The organism is Micromonospora sp. NPDC049175 (assembly GCF_043197345.1).
Lineage (GTDB): Bacteria > Actinomycetota > Actinomycetes > Mycobacteriales > Micromonosporaceae > Micromonospora.
In genome coordinates this window covers 330,950-346,901 of sequence record NZ_JBICSY010000004.1, presented here as the reverse complement: position 1 = coordinate 346,901, position 15,952 = coordinate 330,950, and the positions used below count along the sequence as shown (strand labels likewise).

Below are 15,952 nucleotides of genomic sequence, written 5' to 3'. Positions count from 1 at the left end.
CGACGGCGAGTCTGCCCGGTGGCCACCGCCCGCGGCACTACAGCCAGCTGTACCTCGCATCCGGTGGTACAGGGTATCGGTATCCGACACCGCGGACCCTAGCGTCGGACGAATGAGGTGCGACAGCAGGAACCCATCGAGACGACGCGAGGCGCTGGTCGAGGCCACCGCGACCGGGGCGCGGCCGCCGGGCGCGATGCCGATGTCCACGACGCCACCGTGCGCCGTGCGACTGCACGCGGTGTCGAAGGTCTACGGGTCGGGGAGGAACGAGGTACGCGCTCTCGACGGGGTCACGGCCGGGTTCCCGCGCGGGACGTTCACCGCCGTCATGGGCCCGTCCGGGTCCGGCAAGAGCACGTTTCTGAACTGCGCGGCCGGTCTGGACCGCCCGACATCGGGCCGGGTCGTGCTGGGTGACACGGACCTGTCCGGCCTCTCCGAGACCGGGTTGACCGAGCTGCGCCGGGACCGGATCGGGTTCGTCTTCCAGGCGTACAACCTTCTCGGTGCGCTGACCGTGGCGGACAACGTCACGTTGCCCGTCCGGTTGGCCGAGAGGTCTGTCGATCCCGAACGACTCACGGATGTCCTCGCCGCGGTCGGGCTCACCCAGCAGCACGACCGGCGCCCGAGCCAACTCTCCGGTGGCCAGCAACAGCGGGTGGCGATCGCCAGGGCGCTCATCAACCGGCCCGACCTGGTGTGCGCCGACGAGCCGACGGGTGCGCTGGACAGCCGTACCGGCCGGCAGGTCCTGGCACTGCTCCGGAAGATCGTCGACGACCTGGGGCAGACGGTGCTGATGGTGACGCACGACCCGGTGGCGGCCGCGCAGGCCGACACCGTGCTGTTCCTCGCCGACGGCCGGTTGGCCGGCGAGATGGCCCGACCGTCCGTCGAGCAGATCGCCGAGCGGATGACCCACCTGGGGGAGCCGTGAGTCGCCGGGTGCTGTCGAAGCGCGTGCTGGCGCTGGCCTGGAGCACGATCAGGGGGCGCAAGGGCGGGTTCGTGGCGGCATTCGTCGCGGTGCTGTGCGGTTCGGCGGTGATCACGGCCTGCGGGATCCTGCTGGAGAGCAGCGAGCGCTCGGGCGTGCCGCCCGAGCGTTACCAGGCTGCCGACCTGGTGGTGGGCGCCAGGCAGGCGCTGCCGGTGGCCGACGACGTGGATCCCCGGTTCGGCGAGCGGGCCACTCTGCCGGCCGACCTGGTCGGCGACGTCGCGCGACTGCCTGGCGTGCGGGAGGCGATCGCCGACGTCACCGTCCCGGTCAGCCTCGTGACGGCGGACGCCGAGGTGCTCGTCGGGCCGGCCGGTACTCCCACGCTCGGGCATGGCTGGCACTCGGCGGCGCTCGGACCGTTCGTCACGAACGCCGGCCGGGCCCCGACCGGGCCGAACGACGTGGTGCTGGACTCCGCGCTGGCCGAGCGGGCCGGCGTCACCGTCGGCGCGTCGGTGCGACTCGCGGTCGGCTCGAACACGTCGACGTACCGGGTGGTGGGCATCGCTGGTCCACCTGGAGGTCGACTCGCCCGGCAGTCCGCCGTGTTCTTCACCGATGACCGGGCCCGGGAACTGACCGGCCAACCGGATCGGGTGGACGCGATAGGTGTGCTGGCCGCACCGGGTGTCAGTGCCGACGGGTTGGCGAGCGCCATCGAGGCGGCCCTCGCCGACGTGGTCGTCTACGCCCACCGGGACCGGAGCGAGGCCGAGTTCCTCGACATCGGCAACACGCGTTCGTTCATCAGCGAGCTGTCCCTGGCGTTCGGCGGCAGCATGGTCCTGGTCATCATGGTCGTCGTGGCGAGCACGCTCGCCCTGTCCGTCCGGCAGCGGCTGCGGGAGCTGGCGCTGTTGCGGGCTATCGGCGCGACCCCGAAGCAGGTGCTCGGCATGATCTCCGCCGAGACCATCGTGGTGGGCACGCTGGGGGCGGTGCTCGGGGTGATTCCCGGCATCGGCCTGAGCCTCCTCCTCCGCGAAGCGTTCATCCTGGTCGGTGCGGTACCCGACGACTTCGAGCTGTCGATCAGTCCGCTGCCGGTACTCGGGGCAGTGGTGCTGTGCCTGGTCGGCGCTCGTCTGGGCGGCTGGATAGCCGCCCGGCGCGCGGCCAGGCTCAGGCCGGTGGACGCGCTCGGCGAGGCCGCGGTGGAACCACCCACACTCGGGTGGATCCGGTTGACCGTCGGCGTGCTGCTGGTCCCCGCCGGTCTCGCCATGGCGTTCGTGCTGCCGCTGGTGCTGCCCGGCGAGGGGGCCGCGGAGAGTGCGGCCTTCTCCGCGTTCCTGCTCATCTTCGCCGTCGCGCTGCTGGGGCCGCGGTTGCTTCAGGGCGCCGTCCGCGTGCTGGGACCCTGGTTGAACCTCCGGTCGGGCGTCAGTGGGTTCCTCGCGACCGCGAACGCGCACGCCAACTCGCGGCGACTCGCCGCGGCGACCACTCCCCTGATCATGGGCATCACCCTGGCCGCCGGGCAACTCTTCAGCGGAACGACCGCGAGCGCGGCCGCCCAGGACCAGGCCACGGACGGACTGCGCGCGGACTACACGGTCACGTCCACGTCCGCCGGCGTGTCGCCCGAGGTCGCGGACGTACTCCGGGGGGTGTCCGGCGTCTCGACGGTGACGCCCGTCGTCCGTACGCGGACGCTTGCGGTTTTCGGACCGGAGGGCAGCTCCCAGATCAGGACCTACGCGGCTCAGGGGGTGATCGGTGACCGGCTCGCCGAGACGATGGATCTCGCCGTTCTCGACGGCGACGTCGCGAACCTTCGGGGCGACACGGTGGCGTTGAGCCGGATGGCGGCGGACACCCTCGGCGCCGCACTCGGCGACACCGTCGACCTCCGCCTCGGTGACGGCACGCCGATCAGACCCACTGTGGTGGCGCGGTACGACAGGGGGCTCGGCCTCGGTGACGTCACGCTGCCGCACGACCTTGTCGTGGAGCACACCACCGACCGCCTGGACTTCGCGATGCTTGTCGCGGCGTCCGCGGGCACCGACGTCGGGGCGCTCGGCGACGCGTTGCGCGCCGCCGTCCAGCACCTCCCGACCGTTCGGGTGAACGACCGTGAGTCGTTCATCGCCGCGCAGAGCGCCGCGGCCGCCGGCGAGTCGGCCACGGGTCTGATTCTCAACGCGGTCCTGCTCGGCTACCTCGCGATCGCCGTGGTGAACACCCTGGTGATGGCGACCGCCGCACGCTTTCGCGAGTTCGCGCTGCTCCAACTGGTCGGGGCCACCCGCCGCCAGGTGTTCGCGATGATGCGCGGCGAGACGAGGATCATCGTGGTGGCGGCAGTCCTCATCGGAAGCCTGGCCGCCACCCCGTCGGTGGTCGGCACGAGCCTCGCGCTGACCAGGATGCCGATCCCGTCCGTTCCGCCGCTCGTCTACCTGGGAATCGTCGCGGTCGCCGCGCTGCTCGGCTCGGCCGCCATCATGATCTCGACTCGGGTCGCCATGCGGTCGCGGCCCGTCGTCGCGATAGGTGTCCGCGAGTGACGCCCGAGGACCGGGTATGGCCACCTGGCCCGGTCAGAGCCCGGCCGCGGCGTCGTACCGGCGGCGCTGGTCGGCCATCTCCGACTCGGCAAGCGCCTCCTTGAGCGCCAACTCCGCGTACTTGGCCGGGAACATCTGCTTCACCCGGTCGGTGAACATGACCTCGGCGGTCGCCTCGACGACCTGGATGCCCGGCGGATCCTTGGACATGTCCATGATCACGGGACCGGCCAGCTTGACCGCCACGTCCCAGGGGCGCCCCCGCTCCGCGACTCCGCAGAGGTGGAAGCCGTAGACCGTGCGTACGTCGGCGAGCGCGGTGACCTCGGTCGGCTCGTAGCCGTAGACGCGGACCCCGCAGATCACCGCCGGCTTCTCCGCGGCAGCCGCCTGCTGGGCATTGTGCCCGGCGTGGTTGTGCTGCCCCGGGTCCGCCTGTTCGAGCGTGGTCCGCATCCGGGCCATGATCTGCGTCTGCAGATCCGCCGGCTTCGTCTCCGGGTCGTCCCGGTTGACGAGTACGACCGCGCCGGCCGACACCGCCAGCAGGATCACCGCCACCCACACCAGGCGGTGCCGGTACCAACCCGCGAAACTCTCTCGGGAAACCATGATTGCTTCTCACCTCGTCGCCGGGTCTGTGCGCTGGCAGATACGTACGGCGGGCGCGGATGCCTGCCCGGCAGGACGCCCGTCGTCATGGCGATGACCCGGCGATACGGCGGGCGAGCGCCCGCCAAGGCGGCGCGCTGCCGGCACTGCGCTGCTCCCGTGCTGGCCGTTCTCAGCACGGTTGCCCCCGCGCTGCGGCGATATGAGCCCATTCCAACACGTCTGGATGCGCCCTGGCAACATCGACGAGCGTCAGCGCAGGTTCGGCCTGGTCACCCCCTCGACCGCGGCGGCGTCGGTGACCCGACCTCGACGAGGCGGGCGCACGTGTCGTCAGGAGACCCCGAACTCCCAGAGTGAGTAGCCGTACTGGTTGACGCGCGCGGTGCCCGTGACACGGACGAACCGCGCGGCCGCCTTGTCGGCCGGGATGAGCACCGGGCCAGCCGCTCCCGCCGTCGTGGCGAAGATCCTCTTCCAGGAGGCGCCGTCCACGGAGACGTCGACGTGGTAGGCGGTGGCGTGGGCGTGTTCCCAGTTCAGCGTCACGGTTGTGATCGCATACACCTCGCCGAGATCGACGGAAATCCACTGGGGATCGGCGAACACGCTGCCCCATCGGGTCGTCGCGTCGCCATCGACCGCGTACGAGGCGCCCCACCAGGCCTTCTCGGAACTGGAGGCGGTCGCGGGGCGGCGCAACGCCAGGTTTCTGCCCGAGGGGTTCGCCAGGCCGGCGACGGCGCCGTTGGTCTTCGGCGCCGAACCACCGGGGGGATTCGCGGCGCTGCTGGCGGGGGCGCGGGTCGTCGCGGGCGATGCCGGTGCGGGCGGCGCCGGAACGGGTGACGCGGACGCCGACGGGGCCGACGGGCCCGACGCCGACGAGGTGGGCGCCGCGGCGGGCGGGCCACTCCCGGGCGGCAGCGGCGGCCCGTAACCCGGACCCGCGGTGATCACGATCTCGCCGTCCCCGGGCGGGGCCGTCGGGCCCTCGGCGCGATCGTCGGGCAGCCGGCTGCCGAGCGTGACCGCGGTGACCGCCACCAGCCCGACCAGCAGCAGCGACACCGACCAGGGCCGGAGCAGAACTCCGAAGGGACGACTCCCGGTCGCGGCGGTCGGCTGGTCCGGCGAGGCCTCCGGCTCGGCAGGCGCGGCGGCTGAGGGCGACATCGGCTCGGTGCGTGGCGTGGCAGCAGCAACGGGTGCCGCGTCGTCCGACGACCGGTCGACCGGCGCCGGAAGCGGTGCCGGCGGCAGCGGGGTCCCGGCGTCCGGCTGGGCGGCGACGCTCTCCGGCCGAGCCGGCGGCGGGCCGGCCGGAGCGGCGGTGGCCACCGGCACCGCCGGTGGCGCGGTCGACGCCGGTGTGACCGGCCCGGGTGGCCGGAGCACAGTCGGTGGAGCGTCCGATCGGTCCTCGACGGGCCGGCGCGGCACCGGCATCCGGGTACGGTCGGCGATCGGGACCGGCGGCGCGGACCGCGGCGGCGCAACTGTCGCGGAATCGGCGGACGGTGTCGCGAAGGGTGGCAGTCCGCTCAGCGCCACTGCCCGCTGCACGGCGGGTCGGCGTTCGCCCGGGGCCGCTGGCACGCTCGCGCCCGAGCCCCGGTCACCGGCTTCCGGCGTCGGTTGGCGCGCTGCCGCTGGGCCTTCGCCGGCGGGCACGGACTCGGACGTCGACCCTCGCTCAGGACTTTCCATGCTCGTGACTCTCCCGCTCTGTGCAGCATCCGTGCTCGTCCTGGCCGGAACCACTCTCTCCACCGTCGACACGCGGCGGCACCGCGCACCATCCGGACGCCAGCGCGGCCGGCGGCGCGTCCTCCACCAGCAGTGCCCGTGCGCCGACCGGGCACCCGAGGTAGTTGGCGAGCAGCCGCAGCAGGGGCTCGGTCAGCTGGCTGCCCTCCACCCAGACCACCTCGCCACCGCCGACCCATCCCGGCCGCCGGTCGGCGATGACAGTGGCGAAGTCCCAGGCGGTGACCGGCTGGCCCGCCAGAAGGAACGGCCGCCGCCAGTCCGGCCCGCGCGCCGCCACCACGGTACGGAGCCCGGACCCGTCGGTCCGTCGCCGGATGTCCGCGGCGGATTCCTCGGCAACCCGGGCCAGCGCCAACAACGGCTCGTCGTCATCCGGGGCGCCCTGGGCGCGCGGCGGCGTGGACCGGCCCGATGCCCGCAGCTCGACCAGGTCCTCCTCCCGGAAGGGAAAGGACGAGGCGAGGCGCACCGCCGGGCGGGGCGTACGGTCCACCCGGCGGGGCAGGCTCGCCCACCAGCCGTCCGCCCGTCGACCGATCGTCACGACCTGCATCTGGTCGGCCACCTGCTGCTCGATCTCCGGGGCGACGGGCACGGAGGACACCAACAGGACCGGACGCGGATCCGCCTCCCGGTACGCGGCGATGATCTCGCCCAGTTGGCCGGGTTCGACCTCGCCCGCATCGGTGTGCACCGTGCCGGCGCGGGCGTCGGCGGTGAGCAACACCGCGAAGAGCCGGTCGTCGCGGTGCCACCAGCGTGGGGGTGTCGAGCGCTGTGCCGCGAGCACCACGTCGGGTCGGTCGACCGGGTCGGGGGCCAGCAGATGGCTCAGTTCCTCCGGGACGAACCGCGTTCGGGCCCGCACGCTGCCCGGCAGTCGGTTCAACAACAGGTGCAGGATCGGCAACACGTCGTCGGACAGGGGCAGACCGGGCAGGCCGACGACGATCGTGAACCACTGTGGATGCCACGGACGGCGGCGGACGTCACCCGTGTGCTGGCCGGCGAAGGGGGGCCGCACCCAGAGCCCGAACTGGGTGGGCTCGACCACCCAGCGCTCGTCGAGTCGGAACGTGCCGGGGCCGGCCGGTCGCAGGTCCGCGAGGAAGTCGACAGTCCCGACCGGCGTCGGCGGGACGCCCGGAGCGCACCGCAGCCGTGCCACCGGGGGCGTCCACCAGGTGTCGCCGCCGGGATCGATCGCGACCGACACCAGTCGGTGCTCGTCATCCAGGATCGGCAGGCCGGCCGCGACCTCGACCGGGCGGTCCCAGCGGTCGGCGATCGTGACGGCCAACCGCATCGCCTCGTCCGTGGCCTCGCCGTACGGGGCGATGACCATCGAGGGGTCCAGGGCGTCGAGGATCGACAGTGTCGCCTCGACTCCGGGCGTGGCCGCGCCGGGACGCCCGAGCACCACAGTCACCCGCTCGGCGTCCATCGGCACCGCGAGCGCCAGGTCGTCCGGGCTCGGGGCCGGCAGCTCCGGCGAGTCGGCGTAGAGCCACAGGCCGGCCGGCACGCAGTGCGCTCTGATGCCCGAGCCGACGTGCCGGACCAGGGTGTCGACCTCGGCCTCCCAGTGCGGCGGCGGGTACCGGTGGCCACCGTCGGAGATGCTGCCGTCGGCCCGGAACCAGCGCCACCCGTCGACGGCGAACAGGCCGCCGCCGGGAACGAGCAGGAGTTGACCGCTCGGCGCGTACACGTCGGCCTGGAGCTGGCGGGCCAGGGTCGCGGCCGGCGGCGGCCCGGTTGTCGGGGTCGTGCCGGTGCCGCTGACCGCGAGGCGGGCAGCCGCCCCGGGCGGAACCGCGATCGGCAGGACCTCGGTGATCAGTGCCCAGTCGTCGGGGTCGACGATCTGGCCGACCACTGTCACCACACCACGCTCCGAGGGCAACAGGCGTGCCATCGCGACGATCGTGCCGTCCGGATCCGGCCCGACAACCGCGAGGTTGTCCGCGACCCACCGCAACGCGTTCGCGGAGCCACGCCGTGGGCCGCTGCTCAGCGGCGCTGCGGCTTCGAACATCACCGGCGACACCCGGGACGCATCCAGAGCAACCGATGAGACCGCTCCCACGCGAGACTCACCAATCCTGTCTCATCTCGTTCCACCCGCACCCCACCCCGAGAACCACCACATAGTTGACTCGGGACAACAATTTGTCAATCGGTGGGATGCCGCCCACGGCACGCCTCGTCAAGCCGGACGCGACGCATGTCGGGAAATGATAAGGCCCCGGTGTTTCCGGCGTGCTGCGTCGGCTGAGCCTTACCTCACACCCCGGCGGCGCCCACCCCGACCACGGCGGTCGGCAGATCCTCGACGGTGAGCAGCGCCAACTCGGCGGTCGTCACATCCGCCGCGGCGGCCAACCGGGAGGCCTGCCGGTCAGCCATCCGCTCGAAGACCTTTCGCGCCTCCCGGCCGTTGCCGAAGGTGCCGTCCTTGGGGATTCGGTCGAAGTGGGTCAGCAGCGCCGATGCCGCGGCGGGGTCCAACTGGTAGTCGTGCCGGACACACTGGTTCTCCACGATGGTCACCAGCTCCGCGGGCGTGTAGTTGGCGAACTCGATGGTCCGGCTGAAGCGTGACTCCAGACCGGGGTTCGCCTGGAGGAAGCGTTCCATGTCCGCGGAGTAGCCGGCGGCGACGACCACCACCTCGTCCCGGCGGTCCTCCATCAGCTTCACCAGGGTGTCGATGGCCTCCCGACCAAAGTCCGGCCCGGTGCCGCCACGGCTGTTGCTGAGGGTGTACGCCTCGTCGATGAAGAAGACACCGCCGAGGGCCGAGTTGAACGCCTCGGTCGTCTTGATGGCGGTGCCGCCGATGATCTGCGCGACGAGGTCGGCGCGGGCGACCTCGACGAGGTGCCCCTCGCGCAGCACCCCCAGCTCGGCGAGGATCCGCCCGTACAGCCGGGCGATTGTGGTCTTGCCGGTGCCGGGCGCACCGGCGAACACCAGGTGCCGCGCCATCGGCGGGGCGGACAACCCGGCCTCCAGACGGCGCTTGGACATCTTGTTGAGATTGATCAGTGACGTCACCTCCTGTTTCACCCCGTGCAGTCCGACCAGGGACTGCAGCTCACGCAGCGGGTCGGAGCCGCGGGCGACGATGTGCCGCTCCCCCTCGGGCGTCGTCTCGGCGGGGGTGCTAGCGGCGGTGGCAACGGCGGCCGTGCCGTACGCGTCGGGGAGCCTGTTGCGGGAGCTGACGAGTTCCTCGACCGTCAGGTGGCTGTCCGGCACGGTCTGCCGTACCCCGGAGCCCTGGTTGTCCCGCACCACGCAGCCGATCAGCCGCACCGAACCGCCGGTCCGCACCGCGATGCCGTCGCCACCGCTCGCGGTGAACTCCGAGTCGGTCACCGTCCCCCGCGACCCGTCGCCGAAGACGCATCCGTCGCCCTCGGCGGCGTGGACCCTGCATCCGGTCAGCGAGACGTCCCCACCGGCGCCCACCGACACACCGTCGCCACCCGCGTCGGCGATGTCGCAGTCACTGAACGAGGCGGTCGCATCGGCGACGACCACACCCGCGGCGGCACCGCCCCGCATGCTCAGACCGCTCAGCGACGGCTGGGCGCGGCCGCTGACCGAGATGCCGACGCCACCGCAGCGTTCGATGGTGAGATTCTCGAACCGACCACGGGCACCGCCGACGACCTCGACTGCCGCTCCGTCACAGCCGTGCACCTGCATCCGTTGGAAGAACGGGTCCGCGCCACCGTCGAGGTGCACCCCGACCTCGGTGCAGTCGCTGACCACCAGGTCGGTGAGTTCGGGTGTGGCACGGTCGCCGACGCTCACGCCGACGCCGTCGATCTTCGTGGCGACGCACGCCTCCAGCCGACCGCCCGCACGACCTGTGAAACGGAATCCGGTACGCCGGGCCCCACTGACCCGACAACGGCGCAGGACCGGTGTGCACCGCTCGTCGGTGAAGACTCCGTCGGCGGCGCAGCCGTCCACGGTGCAGTCCTCCAGCAGGCACGCCCCGGCGGTGGCCAGGTAGATGCCGACACCGTTGGTGTCCCGGATACTCAACCGACGCACGGTGGCCGTGGACTGTTGCTCGGCGGCGAGCGCGGGCTTGCTCGTACCGATGATCTCGGTGTCCTCGATGGAGATCCGGCCCTGGCCGTTGAGGCAGATGCCGTTGCCGCCGGCGTCCCGTACGGTGCAGGCGCGGACCCGTAGCTCGCCGCGCTCGGCGACGACGACGCCCGAGGTGCCGAGCCGCTCGATGCGGCAGTCGTCGAGCACGCTGCCGGTGGAGGAGGTCACCACGACCCCGGCGCCGACCTCGTTGCGCACCAGGCTGTCGCGCATGGTGAGCGAGCCGCTGTCCCGGACGAAGACGGCGGCCCACGACGATGCGACAAGCTCACACTCGGTAACGCTCAGTTGGCCCATCACCAGGGCCAGCGCCGGGCTGTCGGCGTCGGTCGCGATGATCGACAGCCCGGACAGCGCGGCCGACTCCGCCGCGAGGACGACCGGGACGCCGGACGGCGCGGTCAGTTTCACGGTGCCCGGCCCGTCCTCGGCGGTGATGGTGACGATCTTCGTCAGCACCAGGTTCTCGGTGTAGCTGCCGGGCTGGACGCTGATCACCGACCCGTCCGACGCCGCGGCCAGCGCGTCTGTGAGTGTCCGGTACCCGGAGACCGCCGACTGGGTGACGGTGATTCGCCGCTGGTTCACGCTCGTCCTACCTCCACAGACACCGAGACTCCCCGATGCGGCTGGTTACGCGGACCTACGAAAGGTTGGCGCTGTTGTCTTTGTCCTGGTCCACGAGCGCGTCGACCGCGCTATGCCCCTCACCGGCCAGCTCCCTGATCCCGTCACGCACCGTCGCGACGTAACCCAGCGTCTGTTCGGCGTTGGGCTCCTGCTGCTGCGCGAACTTGCGACCGTATTCGTCGGTGCCCCACGGCTCGTTGAGGCTCGTCCGGATGTTCCTGACCCGCGTCAGGGCGTCGTCGATGTCGTCGGCGACGCTGCCGACCACCTTGAAGAGATGGTGGGCCCCCTCCGGGTCGATCCTCGTCTCGTCAGCCATCGGCCCGGCCCGCCTCGCTCTTGGCGGCGCGGACGATCGACGGCAGGTCGATCGCGGAGGTCATCAGTGATCCGACGACCACGTCGAGATCCACCTTCCCGCCGGCCAGGTCGCCGAAGGAGACGCCGGGCGCCAGGTCCCGGCCGGCCATTTCGTCGATCTTCCCGAACGCCTCGGCGCGGCCCCGGCGCAGCGTCTCGACCAGCAGGCTGCTCAGCTCGTTGGGTGACATGCCGCGGTACTTGGTGTTGTTGAACGTCAACTTCACCAGCTCGCCCCGGCCGTCGAACACGGCGCTGAGCATCTTGTTGGGCGACTCGACGGTGGTGCTCGCCGCGCGCATCTTGGCCTGGAACTCGTCCAGTTTGCGCCGCTCCTCGGCGAGCATGGCGAAGACCGCGTTCAGTCCTGAGCCGCCTGGTCCGTGGTCGGTCTGGTCAGCCATTCCGGTCACCCTTCCTCCCGTCCCCGAGCTCCTTGCGGAGCCCTTCCCGAATGTGCTCGTCGACCCGTTCGCTGCGCCCGAGCACGTTCCACCCGGCATCGGCGTCCTTCCACACCGTCGGGTCGCCCTGGGCGAGCGTGCTGCTGCGGCGCTGCCCACCGGCCTCGCTCTGCATGCCGCCCATGCCACCCATGCCGCCCATGCCGGCCCCCATGCCGCCCATGGGCATGAGCGGCATCATCGGGAGGCCGCCGCCGCCCGCCCCGCCACCACCGCCGGACGGCGGAGCGGCAGCGTCGCCGGGTTGACCCGCCCGGACCGTCGGGGCCGCCGGGCGGAAGAGGTCGGCGGCGGCGGAGTCCGCCGCGAGCACGACCCCCGGCGGATCGTCCCGCGCCGACGCGGAGAGGGCCTGGCGGATCCCCGGCTCGTCGACGGTCGCGGCCGTCGGTGGGTGCTGGCCGCCGAGTCCGAGTCCGACCTCGCGGTACGTCGCGGAGAGGCCCTGGAGCACGACCCGCGCCCGGCGGTCCCACTCGTCGTCGGAAGGACCGCCCTCCGCGGCTCGCTGCACCTGGAGGTCCCGCACCCGCGCCTGCCCGACACCGAGCGCGTTCGCCGTGACCCGCAACTGCTGTCCGCACTCGGCGTCGTCCAGGCGGTGCACCAACTGCCGGGTACGACGTGACGGTTCGCCAAGTCGGACAACTGTGGCCTGGGTGCTCCGCCACGCGTCGTCCAGCTCACCCAGCGCACGGTCGAGCGACTCGGCGATCGCCCGCAGGCCACTCCGGGCCTCGTCGAAGAGTCGGGCGGACGTCTCCAGGTCCGCCGGGGACGCCGCGTCGAGAGCGTGGGCGATGTCCTGCAGTGTCTGTGGCTGCCCGGTCGGGCCTCTTCTCGCGCTGCCCACGGGTCAGTTCCTCCCCACGGCCTTGCTGGAGACCGCTTCGCCGTCGTCGCCCCACATGCCGTCCTCGCCGACGAGCCAGGTGTTGCGTTCGCGGTCCCGATCGCCCTGGTTGCCCATGCCGCCACCCATCGGCGGGGACATCGGCATTCCGGACCCGGCGCCCTGACCGGCCTGAGCGCCGGCCGACAACGCGGACGACGGAGAACTGCCGGGATCTCCCGAGACCACCGGCGCCAGCTCAAGTGGGGCGGGCAGGTTCTCCCCACCCCTGTCGCCGCCGCCGGAACCACCGCCATCACCACCACCGCCGAACCCGCCGCCCGAACCGCCGCCGGGGCCGCCACCGGGACCGCCACCCGAACCGCCACCTGAACCGCCGTCCGCGCCGGCGGTGGACTTGCCGTTGAGGTAGTCCGAGATGGACGAGTGGCCGCCGGTCTCGTCGAGCAGGTCGTCGATGGCCTCGTCGGCGGCCTCCTTGGCATCGGTGAGCGCCTCCACCCGTGTCTCGCGCTCGGCCGGAGTGTCGCCCTCACCCTTGCCGGCCCGCTCGTCCTCGATCATGTCGTCGAGCGCGTCGTTGACGGACTCCTTGGCCTCGACGAGGGCGCTGTCGCGGGCCTTCTCGGCGGCCCCGTCGCCCTTGCCGTCACCCTCCTTGCCGCCCCGGTCGGACTGACCGTCACCCTTGTCGGACTGGCCGTCACCCTTGCCCGACTGGCCGTCACCCTTGTCCGTCAGGTCCTCGATCGCGTCGTCGGCCGCTTTCCGGGCGTCCGCGAGGGCGTCCTCGCGGGCCTCCTTGGCCTCGGCGTCCGCGCCACCGCCCGTCGTACTCCCGCCGTCAAGATCGTCGATGGCGCCGTCCACGGCTTTCTGCGCCTCGTCGAACGCCCGCTCGCGCGCCTCCTTCGGGGTGCTGTCGCCCGCGTCCTCGTCCTTCAGGTCCTCGATCGCCTCGTCCGCCGCCTCCCGGGCATCCTCCAGCGCGTCCTTGCGGGCGGCGTCGACCTCCGGATCACCTGTCGGCTTCTCGATCAGGTCCTCGATCGCCTCGTCGGCCGCCTCCTGCGCCTGCTCCAACGCGTTGTCGCGGGCCTGCTCGGCGGCCGGATCGGCGGTCGAACCGCCCTGCAGACCCTCGATCGCCTCGTCGGCTGCCTTCCGGGCATCCTCCAGCGCGTCCTTGCGCGCCTCCTCGGCGACCGGGTCGGCCGACGACGTCGGTGGTGTCCCGTCCTTCGAATCGCCGCCGCCGGCGAGGCCGTCGATCGCGTCGTCGGCCGCCTCCCGGGCATCCTCGAGGGCGTCCCTGCGCGCCTGCTCGGCGGCCTCACCCGGGGTACCCGAGCCGCCCCCCGCCTTGCCGGATTCGGAACCGGGACTCTTACTCCCGGGTTCACCGGACGTCACCGGGACGCCGCCGCCAGCACCGCCCAACAGGCCATCGATCGCGTCGTCGGCCGCCTTCTTCGCATCCTTCAGCGCGTCCTTGCGCGCACCCGCGCCAGGCGCCGCACCCGAGCCGGGGCCGCCGCTCGTGGGGGGCGCACCAGCACCCGCCGAGCCGAGCCCCTGGATCGCGTCGGACGCCGCCTTCTTGGCGTCGTCGAGCGCGCCGTCACGTGCGGGGTCACCGTTCTTGAGGTCATCGATGGCATCGGTCGCCGCGCCCTTCGCGTCACTGAGCGCCTTGTCCCGCGCGGCGTCACCACCGGAGCTCCCACCGCCGATCGGCGCACCACCGCCGGAACCGGAGGGCGCACCACCGCCGGAGCCGGAGGGCGCTCCCCCGCTGGAGGTCAGTGGAGCCAGCTCCGCCGGGGTCGTGATGCCCTTTGTCGGTGGCGTCTCACTGCCGGACCCGTTGGACAGGCCCTCGATCGCGTCGGTCGCGGCCTTCTTCGCCTCGTCGAGCGCGGCGTCATGCGTGGGGTCACCGTTCTTCAGATCGTCGATGGCCTCGGACACCGCGCCCTCGGCCTCGTCGAGGGCCTTCGCACGGCCATCGCCACCGCTGTTGTTCCCACTGTTTCCGCCACTACCGCTGCCACTGCCGCTGTTCCCGCCGCCGCTACCGCTCCCGCTCCCACTACCGCTCCCACTACCGCTACCGCTGCCACTGCCACTGCCGCCGCCACTGCCACTGCCGCTGCCGCCGCCCTCGTTCTTCTTGTCGTCACCGCTGCTGGTGTCGATCGGCTTCAACACGGCGATGTCGAGCTTGGGCAGCCGGCCACCGAGGTCCTGGTACGTCGTGGACAATTCCATCAGCCGGGCCCGCAGGTTGGACATGATCCAGCGCTCGCCGGCCTGGTAGGCCTGGCCCAGCCCACGCTCCAGGTCCGCCTGCTTGGAACTCTGGTCGTCGACTCCGGTGTAGATCCTGTCCATCTCGGAGACGACCCAGTCCCGCAGCCGGTCGGTCAGCCGGTGGCCGGTCTCGATGATGTCCCAGAAATCCCGGCGGAAGCTCACGATGGCATCGCCGACGTCACCGATCTTGGTGCCGTAGGCGTTGCTGTCGAGGACGTTGTAGACGCCCTTCCTGCTCTTCCCCACCACCTCCGCGACATGGGTGTCGAAGGCGGCGGCGGCCTCTCCGGCGAAGGCCGGTTTCGCCCCACCGGTCAGCTCTTTGGCCAGCTTGTCGAAATCTTCCAGGACGAGGTCGAGTTCGACCTCCGCCTTGTTGAACGCCTCCTCCGCCTCGGCCCAGCCGCCCTCGGCGTTGAGACCGGGCTCGGTGATGTCCGCGACGAACGGGCCGATCTCCGTCCACACCCCATAGTTGCGGAACGTCTCTCCCGTGGGTGGGCTCTTCTCGTCGAAGGACCCAACTTCACCCGTTGGCACGATTCCCCCACCGCTCAGACTCGTCACGATCTGCCGGAATGCGCCGAGGAGCCCGCGGGCCCCCCGGCGTCACCTCGAAACGCTCAGCGGTTGCCGAACCGGTTGCCGGAGCGGATGTCCTGCTCCTTCATGTCGTCGGCACGAATTCCCAGTTCCTTGGCCAACTCCGCGACGATGGTGTTCATGTCGGCGAAGTTGTCCTCGATCTGCTTCGAGAGCTGGTTGTAGTTCGCGGCCGCCGGCCCCGTCCAGGTGTCGAGCGCGTGGCCGGTCTCCTGGGACAACTTCTCGATGTAACCCTCGACATCACGGTTGACCCGCTGCATCTGCGAGATGCCCTCGAAGATCTGGTCGTACTGATAGCCGATGAGGCCGTTGCCGGACATGGCCGGTCCCCTTTCCGATCGCTTGTACTGGCTCAGATGTCCTTGAGAATGCCCACACCGATGGCACCGACCTGGCCGGCGTTCGCCAGGTCCTGCTCGTCGAAGTCCTGCACCGTGCCGTCCACGTTGCCGGCCATCTCGTTGAGGTCCGCGACGATGCGGGTCACCTCCTCCATCCAGTCGTCGCGCGCCTCGAGCAACGCCTTGATCATCGCGCCGTCGCAGTAGTCGTCCATCAGGTCGACAGCCGCACTGAACCTGTTCTTCGCGGCGTCGACGTCGCCGGCCGTCTGTCGGTGGTCCCCCGCGACCCGATTGGCGGTACTCGGATCGAGGGTGGTATTACCGTTCGCCATGGCTTC

At 71.6% G+C, this 15,952-nt stretch carries 12 protein-coding genes; 2 read left to right on the top strand and 10 right to left on the bottom strand.

The window, feature by feature from the left end:
* Positions 1-196: 196 nt before the first annotated feature.
* On the top strand, positions 197-943 hold the full coding sequence (locus ACGFH8_RS18635; protein ID WP_393369100.1) for an ABC transporter ATP-binding protein: 747 nt from the start codon (positions 197-199) through the stop codon (positions 941-943).
* Between the two features lie 8 nt (positions 944-951).
* Positions 952-3,522, top strand: a complete 2,571-nt coding sequence (locus tag ACGFH8_RS18630; RefSeq protein ID WP_393368392.1) for an FtsX-like permease family protein — start codon at positions 952-954, stop codon at positions 3,520-3,522.
* Positions 3,523-3,555: 33 nt separating this feature from the next.
* Here ACGFH8_RS18630 and ACGFH8_RS18625 read toward each other — a convergent pair whose 3' ends face one another.
* From ACGFH8_RS18625 to ACGFH8_RS18580, 10 genes are all read right to left on the bottom strand, one after another.
* The gene (locus ACGFH8_RS18625) at positions 3,556-4,134 is read right to left on the bottom strand and encodes a hypothetical protein (RefSeq protein ID WP_393368390.1); all 579 of its coding nucleotides are present in this window, start codon (positions 4,132-4,134) and stop codon (positions 3,556-3,558) included.
* A gap of 333 nt (positions 4,135-4,467) precedes the next feature.
* Positions 4,468-5,583: a discoidin domain-containing protein gene (locus ACGFH8_RS18620; protein ID WP_393368388.1), complete on the bottom strand. Its 1,116-nt coding sequence runs from the start codon at positions 5,581-5,583 to the stop codon at positions 4,468-4,470.
* 247 nt (positions 5,584-5,830) lie between these two features.
* Positions 5,831-7,948: a hypothetical protein gene (locus ACGFH8_RS18615; RefSeq protein ID WP_393368386.1), complete on the bottom strand. Its 2,118-nt coding sequence runs from the start codon at positions 7,946-7,948 to the stop codon at positions 5,831-5,833.
* 245 nt (positions 7,949-8,193) lie between these two features.
* Positions 8,194-10,629 carry a right-handed parallel beta-helix repeat-containing protein gene (locus ACGFH8_RS18610; protein ID WP_393368384.1) on the bottom strand — a complete coding sequence of 812 codons (2,436 nt, stop codon included), beginning with the start codon at positions 10,627-10,629 and terminating at the stop codon, positions 8,194-8,196.
* 55 nt (positions 10,630-10,684) lie between these two features.
* On the bottom strand, positions 10,685-10,990 hold the full coding sequence (locus ACGFH8_RS18605; protein ID WP_393368382.1) for a hypothetical protein: 306 nt from the start codon (positions 10,988-10,990) through the stop codon (positions 10,685-10,687).
* Positions 10,983-11,435: a YbaB/EbfC family nucleoid-associated protein gene (locus ACGFH8_RS18600; protein ID WP_393368381.1), complete on the bottom strand. Its 453-nt coding sequence runs from the start codon at positions 11,433-11,435 to the stop codon at positions 10,983-10,985. Before ACGFH8_RS18600 ends, ACGFH8_RS18605 begins: the two co-directional genes overlap by 8 nt.
* Positions 11,428-12,348: a hypothetical protein gene (locus ACGFH8_RS18595; protein WP_393368379.1), complete on the bottom strand. Its 921-nt coding sequence runs from the start codon at positions 12,346-12,348 to the stop codon at positions 11,428-11,430. Before ACGFH8_RS18595 ends, ACGFH8_RS18600 begins: the two co-directional genes overlap by 8 nt.
* Before the next feature lie 3 nt (positions 12,349-12,351).
* Positions 12,352-15,204 carry a hypothetical protein gene (locus ACGFH8_RS18590; RefSeq protein WP_393368378.1) on the bottom strand — a complete coding sequence of 951 codons (2,853 nt, stop codon included), beginning with the start codon at positions 15,202-15,204 and terminating at the stop codon, positions 12,352-12,354.
* A gap of 83 nt (positions 15,205-15,287) precedes the next feature.
* Positions 15,288-15,590, bottom strand: coding sequence for a WXG100 family type VII secretion target (locus ACGFH8_RS18585; RefSeq protein WP_357073452.1), 303 nt, complete (start codon positions 15,588-15,590; stop codon positions 15,288-15,290).
* Between the two features lie 32 nt (positions 15,591-15,622).
* A complete protein-coding gene (locus tag ACGFH8_RS18580; RefSeq protein ID WP_393368376.1) occupies positions 15,623-15,946 on the bottom strand; it encodes a WXG100 family type VII secretion target in 324 nt (107 codons plus the stop codon).
* Positions 15,947-15,952: the final 6 nt, after the last annotated feature.